The 14098-nt window shown below is 51.2% G+C and carries 12 protein-coding genes and 2 rRNA genes; all 14 read right to left on the reverse strand.

Going from position 1 to position 14098, the window contains the following annotated elements; genetic code table 11:
- A 23S ribosomal RNA gene (locus DYD62_RS15320) occupies positions 1-2626 on the reverse strand; the annotation flags it as partial.
- 304 nt (positions 2627-2930) lie between these two features.
- A 16S ribosomal RNA gene (locus DYD62_RS15325) occupies positions 2931-4464 on the reverse strand.
- A gap of 415 nt (positions 4465-4879) precedes the next feature.
- A complete protein-coding gene (locus tag DYD62_RS15330; RefSeq protein WP_115228331.1) occupies positions 4880-5845 on the reverse strand; it encodes a flagellar motor protein MotB in 966 nt (321 codons plus the stop codon).
- Positions 5846-6712 carry a flagellar motor stator protein MotA gene (motA, locus tag DYD62_RS15335; protein WP_115228332.1) on the reverse strand — a complete coding sequence of 289 codons (867 nt, stop codon included), beginning with the start codon at positions 6710-6712 and terminating at the stop codon, positions 5846-5848.
- 19 nt (positions 6713-6731) lie between these two features.
- Positions 6732-7433, reverse strand: a complete 702-nt coding sequence (gene fliA / locus DYD62_RS15340) for an RNA polymerase sigma factor FliA (protein ID WP_233702952.1) — start codon at positions 7431-7433, stop codon at positions 6732-6734.
- 3 nt (positions 7434-7436) lie between these two features.
- On the reverse strand, positions 7437-7877 hold the full coding sequence (locus tag DYD62_RS15345; protein ID WP_115228333.1) for a flagellar basal body-associated FliL family protein: 441 nt from the start codon (positions 7875-7877) through the stop codon (positions 7437-7439).
- A gap of 16 nt (positions 7878-7893) precedes the next feature.
- Positions 7894-8796 (reverse strand): flagellar hook-length control protein FliK, encoded by a 903-nt coding sequence (locus DYD62_RS15350; protein WP_115228334.1) that lies wholly within the window; start codon positions 8794-8796, stop codon positions 7894-7896.
- Complete coding sequence (locus DYD62_RS15355) at positions 8793-9056, reverse strand: hypothetical protein (RefSeq protein ID WP_115228335.1); 264 nt, start codon at positions 9054-9056, stop codon at positions 8793-8795. Before DYD62_RS15355 ends, DYD62_RS15350 begins: the two co-directional genes overlap by 4 nt.
- 4 nt (positions 9057-9060) lie before the next feature.
- Entirely contained in the window at positions 9061-9447 is a 387-nt protein-coding gene (gene fliS / locus DYD62_RS15360; RefSeq protein ID WP_115228336.1) for a flagellar export chaperone FliS, read from the reverse strand.
- Between the two features lie 64 nt (positions 9448-9511).
- A complete protein-coding gene (fliD, locus tag DYD62_RS15365) occupies positions 9512-10873 on the reverse strand; it encodes a flagellar filament capping protein FliD (protein ID WP_115228337.1) in 1362 nt (453 codons plus the stop codon).
- A gap of 271 nt (positions 10874-11144) precedes the next feature.
- Positions 11145-11585 carry a flagellar FliJ family protein gene (locus DYD62_RS15370; RefSeq protein ID WP_115228338.1) on the reverse strand — a complete coding sequence of 147 codons (441 nt, stop codon included), beginning with the start codon at positions 11583-11585 and terminating at the stop codon, positions 11145-11147.
- Positions 11582-12898: a flagellar protein export ATPase FliI gene (gene fliI, locus DYD62_RS15375; protein ID WP_172476516.1), complete on the reverse strand. Its 1317-nt coding sequence runs from the start codon at positions 12896-12898 to the stop codon at positions 11582-11584. Before fliI ends, DYD62_RS15370 begins: the two co-directional genes overlap by 4 nt.
- Complete coding sequence (fliH, locus tag DYD62_RS15380) at positions 12895-13557, reverse strand: flagellar assembly protein FliH (RefSeq protein ID WP_115228339.1); 663 nt, start codon at positions 13555-13557, stop codon at positions 12895-12897. Before fliH ends, fliI begins: the two co-directional genes overlap by 4 nt.
- Complete coding sequence (locus tag DYD62_RS24240; RefSeq protein ID WP_267896131.1) at positions 13554-14075, reverse strand: FliG C-terminal domain-containing protein; 522 nt, start codon at positions 14073-14075, stop codon at positions 13554-13556. Before DYD62_RS24240 ends, fliH begins: the two co-directional genes overlap by 4 nt.
- Between the last annotated feature and the right edge of the window lie 23 nt (positions 14076-14098).

Here is a 14098-nt window from a genome sequence, read left to right on the forward strand (position 1 = left end):
CCCCCTCAAATTTCCAACGCCCACTGCAGATAGGGACCAAACTGTCTCACGACGTTTTGAACCCAGCTCACGTACCACTTTAAATGGCGAACAGCCATACCCTTGGGACCGGCTACAGCCCCAGGATGTGATGAGCCGACATCGAGGTGCCAAACTCCGCCGTCGATGTGAACTCTTGGGCGGAATCAGCCTGTTATCCCCGAGTACCTTTTATCCGTTGAGCGATGGCCCTTCCATTCAGAACCACCGGATCACTATGTCCTGCTTTCGCACCTGCTCGACTTGTCTGTCTCGCAGTTAAGCCGCCTTATGCCATTACACTATCAGTACGATGTCCGACCGTACCTAGGCGACCTTCGAGCTCCTCCGTTACAATTGGGAGGAGACCGCCCCAGTCAAACTGCCTACCATGCACGGTCCCCGATCCGGATAACGGACCAAGGTTAGAACCTCAAAGGGGTCAGGTGGTATTTCAAGGACGACTCCACACAGACTAGCGTCCATGCTTCAATGTCTCCCACCTATCCTACACAAACCACTTCAAAGTCCAATGCCAAAGCTACAGTAAAGGTTCACGGGTCTTTCCGTCTAGCAGCGGGGAGATTGCATCTTCACAAACATTTCAACTTCGCTGAGTCTCAGGAGGAGACAGTAGGGCCATCGTTACGCCATTCGTGCGGGTCGGAACTTACCCGACAAGGAATTTCGCTACCTTAGGACCGTTATAGTTACGGCCGCCGTTTACTGGGACTTCAGTCAAGAGCTTGCACCCCATCATTTAATCTTCCAGCACCGGGCAGGCGTCACACCCTATACGTCGTTTTCGACTTTGCAGAGTGCTGTGTTTTTGATAAACAGTCGCAGCCCCCATTTCTCTGCGACCATGTCAGCTCCAGCCGCAAGGGCCTTCACCTAATATGGGCTCACCTTCTCCCGAAGTTACGGTGATAATTTGCCGAGTTCCTTCTCCTGAGTTCTCTCAAGCACCTTAGAATTCTCTTCCTACCCACCTGTGTCGGTTTGCGGTACGGTCAATATAAAGCTGAAGCTTAGAGGCTTTTCTTGGAAGCATAGGATCAATCACTTCAGTCCGAAGACTTCGTCGTCACGTCTCAGCGTTAAAGCAGCCCGGATTTGCCTAAGCCACACGCCTACTCGCTTAAACCCACTATTCCAACAGTGGGCTGACCTACCTTTCTCCGTCCCCCCATCGCACTTTATATCGGTACGGGAATATTAACCCGTTGTCCATCGACTACGCATTTCTGCCTCGCCTTAGGGGCCGACTCACCCTGCGCCGATGAACGTTGCGCAGGAAACCTTGGGTTTTCGGTGTGCGGGCTTTTCACCCGCATTATCGCTACTCATGTCAGCATTCGCACTTCCGATACCTCCAGCATCCTTCTCAAGACACCTTCGCAGGCCTACGGAACGCTCCTCTACCATATGCACATCGTGCATATTCGCGTCTTCGGTTATCAGTTTGAGCCCCGTTACATCTTCCGCGCAGGACGACTCGACCAGTGAGCTATTACGCTTTCTTTAAATGATGGCTGCTTCTAAGCCAACATCCTGGCTGTCTATGCCTTCCCACCTCGTTTTCCACTTAACTGATTATTTGGGACCTTAGACGGCGATCTGGGTTGTTTCCCTCTTGACCATGGACGTTAGCACCCACAGTCTGTCTCCCATGCTCGCACTTGACGGTATTCAGAGTTTGCCATGGTTTGGTAAGTCGCGATGACCCCCTAGCCATAACAGTGCTTTACCCCCGTCAGTGATACATGAGGCACTACCTAAATAGTTTTCGAGGAGAACCAGCTATTTCCAAGTTTGTTTAGCCTTTCACCCCTATCCACAGCTCATCCCCTAATTTTGCAACATTAGTGGGTTCGGACCTCCAGTGCGTGTTACCGCACCTTCATCCTGGCCATGGATAGATCACTTGGTTTCGGGTCTACGCCCAGCAACTATGCGCCCTATTCGGACTCGGTTTCCCTACGCCTCCCCTACTCGGTTAAGCTTGCTACTGAACGTAAGTCGCTGACCCATTATACAAAAGGTACGCAGTCACCCCATTTTGCAAGGGCTCCCACTGTTTGTATGCATCCGGTTTCAGGTTCTATTTCACTCCCCTCCCGGGGTTCTTTTCGCCTTTCCCTCACGGTACTGGTTCACTATCGGTCGATGATGAGTATTTAGCCTTGGAGGATGGTCCCCCCATCTTCAAACAGGATTTCTCGTGTCCCGCCCTACTTGTCGCATGCTTAGTACCAACCAATCTTTTTCGTGTACGGGGCTATCACCCACTGTCGCCAGACTTTCCAGACTGTTCCACTAAAGTTTGATTTATCACATGCAGGCTCTTCCCATTTCGCTCGCCACTACTTTGGGAATCTCGGTTGATTTCTTTTCCTTCGGCTACTTAGATGTTTCAGTTCGCCGAGTTCGCTTCTCATGACCTATGTATTCAGTCATGGATGACCCAAAAGGGCCGGGTTTCCCCATTCGGATATCACGGGATCAATGCTTATTTGCCAGCTCCCCCGTGCTTTTCGCAGGCTAACGCGTCCTTCTTCGCCTATCATCGCCAAGGCATCCACCAGATGCACTTAGTCGCTTGATCCTATAACCTCAAACACGTATCAACAAAGTTAATACAATTCGAAGTATCTGATTTCGCTTTGTTTGCGACATCGATTATTCAGTTCTGACTTCGAACAATCGATTTTGATACAATCTACCCTTATTTATTTCTAAATTTGAGTATTACTTCTTCTATTTTTTTAAAGATCAAGTTACTGTCTTGCTGATTTTAGAAACCAGAATAAATGTGACTTTATTAAATCACATCAATTCTGAATCCTAATCAACAATCCCTAAACCTACAGTCGATGAGTGTGAGTACTCAATCCAAAAGTCTTCTCTTGAAAGGAGGTGATCCAGCCGCAGGTTCCCCTACGGCTACCTTGTTACGACTTCACCCCAGTCATGAATCCCACCGTGGTAAGCGGCCTCCTTACGGTTAGCCTACCTACTTCTGGTGAAACCCATTCCCATGGTGTGACGGGCGGTGTGTACAAGGCCCGGGAACGTATTCACCGCGACATGCTGATCCGCGATTACTAGCGATTCCGACTTCATGGAGTCGAGTTGCAGACTCCAATCCGGACTACGATCGGTTTTATGAGATTAGCTCCACCTCGCGGCTTGGCAACCCTCTGTACCGACCATTGTATGACGTGTGAAGCCCTAGCCATAAGGGCCATGAGGACTTGACGTCATCCCCACCTTCCTCCGGTTTGTCACCGGCAGTCTCCTTAAAGTGCCCAACTAAATGGTAGCAACTAAGGACAAGGGTTGCGCTCGTTGCGGGACTTAACCCAACATCTCACGACACGAGCTGACGACAGCCATGCAGCACCTGTGTATTGGTTCCTTGCGGCACTCCCCAATCTCTCAGGGATTCCAACCATGTCAAGGCTAGGTAAGGTTTTTCGCGTTGCATCGAATTAATCCACATCATCCACCGCTTGTGCGGGCCCCCGTCAATTCCTTTGAGTTTTAGCCTTGCGGCCGTACTCCCCAGGCGGTCTACTTCACGCGTTAGCTGCGTTACTAAGGAACGAATTCCCCAACAACTAGTAGACATCGTTTAGGGCGTGGACTACCAGGGTATCTAATCCTGTTTGCTCCCCACGCTTTCGTGCATGAGTGTCAGTATTAGCCCAGGGGGTTGCCTTCGCCATCGGTGTTCCTCCGCATCTCTACGCATTTCACTGCTACACGCGGAATTCCACCCCCCTCTGCCATACTCTAGTTGACCAGTTTGCAATGCAATTCCCAGGTTGAGCCCGGGGCTTTCACATCACACTTAATCAACCACCTGCGCACCCTTTACGCCCAGTAATTCCGATTAACGCTTGGACCCTACGTATTACCGCGGCTGCTGGCACGTAGTTAGCCGGTCCTTATTCTTCCGGTACTGTCATCCCCAATGGATATTAGCCACTAGGATTTCCTCCCGAACAAAAGCGCTTTACAACCCGAAGGCCTTCTTCACGCACGCGGCATTGCTGGATCAGGCTTGCGCCCATTGTCCAAGATTCCCCACTGCTGCCTCCCGTAGGAGTCTGGACCGTGTCTCAGTTCCAGTGTGGCGGATCGTCCTCTAAGACCCGCTACAGATCGTGGCCTTGGTGAGCCTTTACCTCACCAACTAGCTAATCTGATATCGGCCGCTCTAATAACGAGAGGTCTTGCGATCCCCCTCTTTCCCCCTCAGGGCGTATGCGGTATTAGCTATCCTTTCGGATAGTTATCCCCCATTACTAGGTACGTTCCGATATATTACTCACCCGTTCGCCACTCGTCAGCGGTGCAAGCACCCTGTTACCGTTCGACTTGCATGTGTAAAGCATGCCGCCAGCGTTCAATCTGAGCCAGGATCAAACTCTTTAGTTTAATCACTAAGCTAGTACTTACTGGCTTACTTTATTCAGAGCAACCATCGCTGGTCACTCCTTACTCATGTAAGCACTTGTTTCGCTTCCGAATCAAGCACTCACACTCATCGACTGTATTTTTTTAAAGATCGTTCTCGCTATCTGCATCACTGTGTTTCCGTGTGTGCTGCAGCGAGAGGCCGAACTATACCGGCGGGACCCTATTCGGTCAACACCCTGAGCAAAATAAAACGAAGCAAGTCGCTAAGTTGTTGATTTAAATAAAATCCATTTTGTTTCTTTTTTGCAGCCACAGCGTAAAGCCACAGAGCAGTGCCGCTCCAATATTCAAACCCTCTCAGAAAACCTGCTGATTTCGATCATTTATTGAGTTAACCAGCAAAATTCAAGCTCATAAATCTGCATATATATAGTTATGGCACTGCTTTGGGCTTTTCCAGTGATGCATTCAGCTGATCAACGCTGATTTCATTCTTGCCACCATTGGGCATACCAAACATGGCGGCCATTTCTGTGGCTTGATCCTGAGTCAGCACTAATAGCTCGATTCGTCGATTTGATGCGGCCAATGGGTTTTGAACGTCGTATGGCGCGCGATCGGCCATGCCGACGACTTGCAAGATATTTTCTACGGGCATGCCGCCTTCTAAGAGGCCGACTCTAGCTGCCATCGCCCGGTTGCTGGATAAGCTCCAATTAGAGAACGCTGCGTAATTGGCATTCTTATATTGCATTGAATCTGTATGCCCAATCACGAGGAGTTGGTGATCAATGCGGGAAAAAATGGCGCCCATTTTGAGCAGTAATCGCCTAAAGCGCTCGCCAGGCACTTGGCTGCCGCGCTCAAACATGCCCTGCTTATCAGTATCGTGCAGCATGATGCGCAGACCATATGGGGTGATAATGGTTTGAATGTTTTCTGAAAGCCCAGCTTCTTTAAATAGCTGAACAAACGTTTGCGCCAGCTCCTGCATATCTCGCGGGGTGTCGTAATGCTTTTTAGGCGAGGCATTATCAGAGTATTGCAAAGAGGCTTGCGCACCACCGCCCTGCCCCTGTGCCGATTGAATGGCACCCGATTGATTAGTGCCAATGATTGGCTCACGCGGAATCAGACTCCCCTTGGGATTGCCCTGATGATCAATCAACTCACGATTACCATTGCTGGCTAAAGAGCGCCCTGCGCCGTTACGCAATACGCGCTCCAGACTTTCCTTATCCCTTGCGGATAAAACCCATAACACCAGAAACAAACACATCAGCGCCAGAACGAAGTCAGCAAAAGCGACTTTCCACGCCCCGCCATGCGCTTCAGCACTTTGCTTGCGTGATACCTTACGAATAATTGTTTCTTCGTGCTTATTGTTTTTATTACTCAATTAAGCCGTTCCCTCTAACGTGTTGATCCACGTTTCAAGCTGAGAAAAGCTAGGCTTAATATTCAGCTGCACCAAACGACGCCCGGCATCGATTGCCAATAAAGGCGGCTTGCCTGATACGTGTGTCACAAGCACCACTTTTACGCATTCCAGATTAGACAGCTCTTCCTTCACCAGCTGGTGCATCATATTGCACAGCGGATCAAGCACGCCGTAGCAGAGAAAAATCCCGATAAATGTTCCCACCATTGCCGCCCCCACACGCTCGCTGATTTCAGCCACTTCAGCGCCTTCGCTAATGGTGTGCATGGTCATCACAATACCCAGCACCGCAGCCAAAATACCAAAACCGGGCATGCCTTCAGAGATTTTATGCAAGGATTTGGACGGCTGATTCAGCTCTTCGTGAATCGCTTCTAATTCTTGCTCTAATACGCCCTCTAATTCGTGCGCATTGATTTTGCCCATCGCCATCAGGCGGAAGTTATCCACAATAAAGGCAAGTAGCTTTGGTTGCTCTAAGACCAGTGGATAGCGCTGAAACAAGGCGCTCTCTCTTGGCGATTCAACGTGTTGATCCAGCGCTTTTAAGCCCTGGCCAGCGGTAATCAAAAGCTCATACATCAGCAATAATAATTGGCGCTGAAAATCCGGCCCCTGCTTTTTACCCAACACCACACGGCGGATTTGCCCCAGCATTTCTGCCAGCACATGCTTAGGGTTGCCCAGCACCAAGGCACCAAAGCCTGCGCCAATAATGATCAGTAGCTCAACCGGCTGCCAGATCAGGTGGAAAGTCCCCCCAATCATAAAAAAACCACCAAACACACACATCATGACGATGCCGATACCTAAAAACAGCTGCATGCTTCATTCCAACTTTATATTAAGCCCCACCTAGGGCGGTTTTCATTTTCTTAATTGCCGATTTATTAATCTGGCAAACCCGCGCTTCGGTTAAATCCAGCACCAGAGCAATTTCTTTTAAATTCAGCTCAAACTCGTAATACATCTGGATAACACGCTGCTCTTTTTCATCTAAACCAGACAAAGCCCGAGCTAGGCTCAGGCGATTAATCACGCCATTTTCCGGTGACTCTGCCCCACCTGCTTCGTGCACACCCTCGCTGAGCAAATCATCAAAGCTCGCCAGCACTTCAGCATTTTCGGCCATTTGATAATCACGGTATTCTTTGGCGGAGATATTCAAACCTGCGATGGCATCCGCCTCGCTTGGCTCCCTGCCTAGTTTTTTCCTTAAGGCGCGGATCTCATCCCGAATACGATGCGCGCTTTGCCTGACCGAGCGCGGCCGCCAATCTAAGCGCCTAAGCTCATCCAAAATAGCGCCACGCATCCGCAGCAGAGCAAAACCCACAAACTGATCATCGGGTGTGCCATAGCGGCGCAATGAATCGAGCAGGGCCATCAGACCAATCTGCTCCATATCTTCACGATCCAGCACAGCGCCCACCTGCGTTACCAACTGCCGGAGCACACGATTGAGCAGCGGCATATAGGCTGCCAGCTGAGCGGCTTCTTGCTTGCTGTCTAAAGCGCTATGAACGTAAGCGTCGGCAAGATCCACGATTTACTCAACAATCAATTTGCTGACCATCACATCAGAAAAAGGCTTATCTGATGCAACGCCTTTATAGGCAGCAGAGAACTCTTTATTTAAGAGCGCGTGATAATCCTCGATGGTCATTTTATTGGCCATGGTCAGATTAAGATGAGACAAGACCTTCACGGCGGTGCTCTTTAAAAAAGGCAGATGATTTTTAATCTCAGCTTCTTTTTCCTTGCTGGTTCTGAACACCAGATCCACCGCAATATAGTGGGTAGATAAAGAGCTGCCATCATCATTACGCAGCATGACAATGATCTTATCCACCGAGGCAAATTTATATTCAACGGATTCGGCTTTGGCTACCTTAGGCGCGCTGTCTTGCTTAAAATAATAAGCCGCTCCGCCGCCCACTCCGGCAGCAACTAATAAACCTAAAACAATAAAAATAATATTCTTAGACATGTGATTTCCAGATCGGTTAAATGCGCGCCAGAATGGAGCCAAACTCACTCGTTTCTTCGCCTAATTCTGCCAAAGCCTGACCGACCTCATCCGATTCAGCCGCCTGTTTTTTGGGAGATCCGTCTTTGCTTGCCGATGGATCTCTCACGTCAACCGCCACGCTGCTATATTCCTTTTGGCTTAAATCAGTACGCATCTGCTCAGTAATTGCATGCAGCTGCTTGGTGACATCGCTATTGCTGGCGTGCAATTGCACCGATAAAGCACCCGCCTCATGCTTAATGCTGATTTCTAATGAGCCGAGCATAGGCGGGGATAATTTAATCACCGCACGCTCAATCCCATGCCCAAGCTGCACATCAAGGCGATCTTTCAATGCGGTTTCTAAATGACGAGACCAGCTGGCGGGCTGAGTGGGCTCTAACTTAATGGGGGCCCATTCTGAAGGCTTGGCTTGCGGCATACTGCCGGCTGCCATGGTATTTAATTCAAACGGGCGAATGGCGGCCGGCTGATCCGGCGCATCATTCGCGAGCACAGGCTCGGCTTTAAGCAGAGGCGCATCGGCTTCTTGATGAGATATCGTTAGAGGCGGAGAGCTGACCACGACAGGCTGCTGAGGTGCAATAAACGGCTCCGCAATCATGTCTGCTTCAGCTGCGGATATTTGCGGCCCCGGTATCTTAGGAATAATGGGCGCGAAAAAAGCAGGCATGCTCAAGAGAGCAACGTCTGTGGGCTGCTCACTTATATCTTTTTCATCTTTCGTCGCCACGGCTTCGCTCTCCGCCACTGGGGTGGCGCAGTCCTGCATTTCACCGCTAAATAACATCGCCAACAGTGGGTCAAGCGGCGGTGTATTGATGGCGGGAAGATTCAAATCAGCAGGGTGGGGCATCATGCTTGCGAGCAGATTCATAATGCCTGCGCCGCATAAGCAAGGCTGGCATCGCGCTGCCCAGCAAACTGCGCCAATTTATCTGCCAGCTCTACCGTTGCCAAACGGCAGGCCTCCTGCATCGTGACATAAGCACGGCGTACATTTTTTAAGGCTTGCTGCTCTTGTTCATTCCAGGCATGGCCTGCCAGCAAGGCGGCAAATTGTGCGTCTAGGATCAGTAACCGATCCCAATCCTGCTCAGCCAAAGCGCCCTGCATTTCGGCCATTTTGGCACTCATTGCTTTAAGCCTTGGCATCACGCACACCCAGCCAACCACCACGCAAGGTGCCTAATAATTGTTCCACTTCGGTAACGCCTGCCACATCCAGCTGGCTGCTGGCGCTGTAAAGACGATAAACGCAAAAATCGTATAAACGCGCCAGATTGGTGACCACTTCACCGCCCTGATCAAAATCGAGTGCGCTGGATAAGCCATTTAATATATCGATGCACTTATTAATGCTCTCGCCCTTCTGCTCAAAACGCTTGTGTTCCATATGCGCTTTGGCACGAGCGAGCTCTTCCAAAAGGCCATCAAATAACACCAAAACCAATTGCACTGGCGAGGCATTGGAAGTCTGTGCTTCCAAATTCACCGAGTGATAACTGCTATACGCTTCGTAATCCATTACAACCTCATTTTGCCTGCATGTATCCGGGCCAACCCGCTTGGGCACGCCCGTAGCTCAACCACTAAACAAACGACATGCTGTCGAACATGCTGGATGTTTCACTCATTTGCGCTTGCAGCTGCTTAAGCTGGGTAAATTGCTTTAAAGCACGCTGATAAGCCTGATCGTATTGCTTAGAAATCTTATCGGCCTGAGCGCTTAAATCGCCCGCCGCTTTAGAAACTGATTCCTTGCGAGTTTTTAATAAGCCATTGCTGGCGTTCAACCATTTGCCAAGGTAATCGTTATTTTCTTTAATCAAATCAGTGCCAGTGCTGGAGTTAAAAATCTTCTCCAGCCCTGCTGGGTTTTCAATCAGCGCTTTATCGAGCTTGGTGCGATCAAGCGATAGATTGCCGTCGCGATCGGTTTTTACGCCAAAGTCCATCAGGCGCACGCCGTCAAAGCTTTGCCTGACCAAACCGTTTAATTTATCCCGCAGCGCGCGAATGCCTGAGTCAGATGCAAATGCACCGCCCGCATCCCGCTTACCGCTGTCATTTTTATCGTTTTTGGCATTGGCCAGCATGGCGCTTAAGGACTTTTTCGCAGTATTAAAGCCATCGATAAAGGTCTGTAAATTAGCTGCGGTATCGTTATTACTCGTGCTAACGGTAAGCTTTAATGCCGGATCACCGCTTTTCATGGCGCGGTTTAAATTTACTGTTACGCCTTCGATACCGGTAAACGTATTCGATGCCTGCTTGATTGGCACACCGGTGTTTTCGTCCCCCAAAAACACCAAGGCATCTTGCGCCTTAGATAAAACCTTGGGTGCTTCAAGTGCCAAAGCCGCCTCGACGCCTGCGCCACTACCGCTCACTTGCAAAGTATTGGCTTCGCCAGTTTGGCTGGAAGTCAGCACCAATTGTGACTGGCCATTGGCCGTCAGCACCATGGCGCTTACTTTGCCTGAGCTGTCTTTAGATTGATTGATGCTGCGCGCCAATTCGGTGAGCGATAACTTACCGTCAGCATCTTTATCTGCGCTGGCCAAATCAATGGCAATCGTCGCTGCGCCCACTTTGATATTAAGCTTGTCGCCAGCGGCCACAGTCATTGCATCGAGACGGGCAAAGGCCTGCTGCTCTGCCGTAGCCACTTGTTTAACAAACAGCGAGTAATTACCATCCTGCGCCTTAGCACCGGCCGTTACCGTAGCAATCCCTTCCTGGCTCAAAGCCGCAGCATGGGCCAAGACAGACTTTTTACCGCTTAAACCACCCAGCGTGTTTTTAAAATCCTGCAGTGTTTTTTGCAGCTGTACCAAGGCATCAGAACGGGCTTTATTCTCTTTGGTCCGCGTGTCATTACGGCTTTGCGCCTGCTGTACTGCGTAGCTGGCAACTTGGCTGGCCAGCTGCTGGGGATTAATTTCTGCCATGGCGTTTTTTCCGTAAAAGCAAATTAGAGGATTCTAATTAAACAAGGCGACCAAAGCCTTGCCATTACAAAATGTAAATAATTACGCCTTCAAAAGCCCAAATCTTGAACCACAGAGACGACGCTTCAGCCTCCCCCTTTGTAAAAGGGGGAATGAGGGGGATTTGCCTTTGAATTAGCTTTGCTTCGCGCCTTTTTATCAAAAGATACAGAGCAAAATCCCCCCTAGCCCCCCTTTTTCAAAGGGGGGAACAAGTACGCTCAAATCATGCCTAGGCATCAGCCCTTCTACGCAAATATGCCTGTGTAGCCGTTTCATCCGATTGTTTTTGCAAGGCCCGCTCGCGCTGCATTTGCAGTGCCATACGCTCTGCTGCGCCTAATTTATCCATCACTTCACGGCGCGATACGGCCGCTAATAAATCTTTACGCGCCACCGCCAAATCGGCATCACCCAAGGCTAAGTCTTGTTTTTGCAGGGAGATTAAATTCAGCAAGGAATGTTTAAATGCGCCAGCATTGATCGCCAAAGCGGGATGTGGCACAGCGCTTGCGCCCAAGTGCTGGCAAAGCGATTCCATACGGCTGATGTTTTTTTGATAGCGCTGCGTCAGCTGGTGCTTATCTCGCACCACGGTTTCTTGCTTATCCACATCGCTTTGGCGTAAACGTAACATCAGCTCTAAGCGCTGCACGGCTTGGGGGGTACTCATTGCAGTAGCGCCTTTAAATCGGCCAGTGAATCTGCCAGCGGAGCGGCCTCATGCACGGCCTGCTGTAAATAGGCTTCGATACGTGGAAATAAACGCACCGCTCTATCGGTTTCCGCATCGATGCCAGGCACATAAGCGCCCAAGGGAATCAGATCACGCACTTCGCGGTAGCGGGATAACAGCGCCTTAATCTGCCGCGATACAGCGTTATGCTCGCTGCTACTGATCTGACTCATACAGCGGCTGACCGACTGGGCAATATCAATGGCGGGGAAATGCCCGCGCTCGGCCAACTGGCGCGATAACACAATATGGCCATCTAAAATGGCTCTGGCGGTATCCACCACTGGGTCTTGCTGATCGTCCCCTTCGGCCAGTACGGTATAAATGGCCGTCATACTGCCCTGCGGGTTTTCACCATTGCCTGCGCTTTCGGCCAGATTAGGCAACAGCCCGAACACCGATGGCGGATAACCTCGGGTTGCAGGTGGCTCGCCCAGCGCCAAAGCCACTTCGCGCTGCGCCATGGCGTAGCGGGTGAGCGAATCTACCAGCAGCAAAACACGATGGCCTTGATCGCGATAATGCGCGGCAATGCTGTGGCATAGCTCGGTGGCGTTCAAACGCATCAGCGGCGATTCATCGGCCGGAGCCACCACCAGCACAGCTTTGGCCAAGCCTTCTGCTCCGAGCGAGTGATCCACAAACTCACGCACTTCACGGCCACGCTCACCGATCAGGCCAACGACGACGATATCGGCCGAGGTATTACGGGTAATCATGCCCAGCAGCACGCTTTTACCCACGCCACTACCGGCAAACAAGCCAACACGCTGGCCCTTGCCTAAGGACAGCAAGCCATTAATGGCACGCACGCCGATATCCAGCGGCTCGACCACCGGCTGTTTACGCAGCGGATTAATTTTGGGCGGCGCGGCGGCGAGAGGTTTGTCTCCGCCTAGCGGGCCAAGATCGTCCATCGGCTCGCCCAAGCCATTCACAATCCGGCCCAGCCAAGACTCACCAATCATTAAGGAACTGGCCTGCGGCGCGGCCTGCACTCTGGCGCCCGTTTGCAAGCCGACTGGCTTTTTGAAAGGCATAAGAAAAGAAACTTCGCGCCGAAAGCCCACCATCTGCGCCTGTATCCATTCGCCTGATGAAGTTTCAATCAGGCAGCGCTGGCCCGTCTCTAAAGGGCAGCCAATGCTTTCTAATAAAATGCCGGTCACGCCAATCAAGCGTCCGGTCATAGTGGCAACGGGAACGTCGTTTAAATCCAAGCGGCGCAGCGCGTCACCAATCACACTCATTCGGCAACCTGCACCAGCTGCTCTTGCAATTGATCCATACACAGATCCAAACGCTGCATACAACCCGCATCAGCTTCCATTTCTGCGCTGTGAATCCGGCACTCGCCAGGAGCAAGATGAGGGTCGGCCACCAGCTGCCAGCGTGCGACTCGCTCCGGGGCCAGCTCAATCACGCGCTGGCATTCTTCAGCATTTAAATGCACGGCAACCGAGGTATTAGTTTGCGACGTTGCTGCCAGCGTTTCATCGACCAAGGCCAGCAATTGCACCGGTTGCAAAGTCAGCTCGCAGCGAATCACCTGCCTTGCGACCTTGGCCACCAAATCGACCACTTCTTGGCGCAAGGCCAGCTGGTAATCATCGCTAGCCCGCTGCACCTGTTGCAGTAGCTGCTCCATCAGGGCAGCTTTTTCATCAAAACGCGCTGTCGCTGCCAGCCTTGCCTCAGCTTCGCCCTGAGCCAGCCCCGCCGCGTGGCCTTCGGCAAAACCAGCCGCCCCGCCACTGATTAAGCCCTCGGCATGACCATCGCTATGGCCGCTATCCCAGCCCTGCTGATAAGCCTCGGCTGATAAGGGCGCAGCTTCACCCGCTTGGGCAGACTGCGCTACCTGTAAGCGCTGCAAAGAAGGAAAACGATGAGGGCGAACCGATTTCACTCGACCACCGCCTCAGGGAAAAGTTGTAAATCAATTTCACCCGTGCTGGCTAATTCACGCACGATAGTCATGATTTCCTTGCGAACTTCCTCAACACGGCTCAGCGGCACGGGGCCAGAGCGGCGCATCATATCTTCGAAACTTTGTGCCTGACGGCGTGGCATGGTTTGGGTAATCGCCTGGCGCACTTCCGGCTCCGCACCTTTCAGTGCAATTGCCCACTGCTCCAGCGCCACATCTTCCACAATCCGCATCAGCGCGGTTTCGGTCTGGCGCGACAAGATAAAGAAGTCATACATACGGCTTTCGATTTCTGCGACCAGATCAGCATCATGGGCACGGAGCAGCTCGATCATTTGCTGCTTATTGCCCGAATAGCGGTTAATGATGTCGGCGGTTTGCTGCATACCTGCCACTTCAGTGCTCTGGGTGTGCAGATTATCCAAGCAGCGATTCACCAGCTCATCCAGCTCAAGCAATAATTCCCGATCCACTTCTTTCAGCCGGGCAATCCCCACCAGTACATGATCTTGTGTGGCAA

Source organism: Iodobacter fluviatilis, from assembly GCF_900451195.1.
Classification (GTDB): Bacteria; Pseudomonadota; Gammaproteobacteria; order Burkholderiales; family Chitinibacteraceae; genus Iodobacter; species Iodobacter fluviatilis.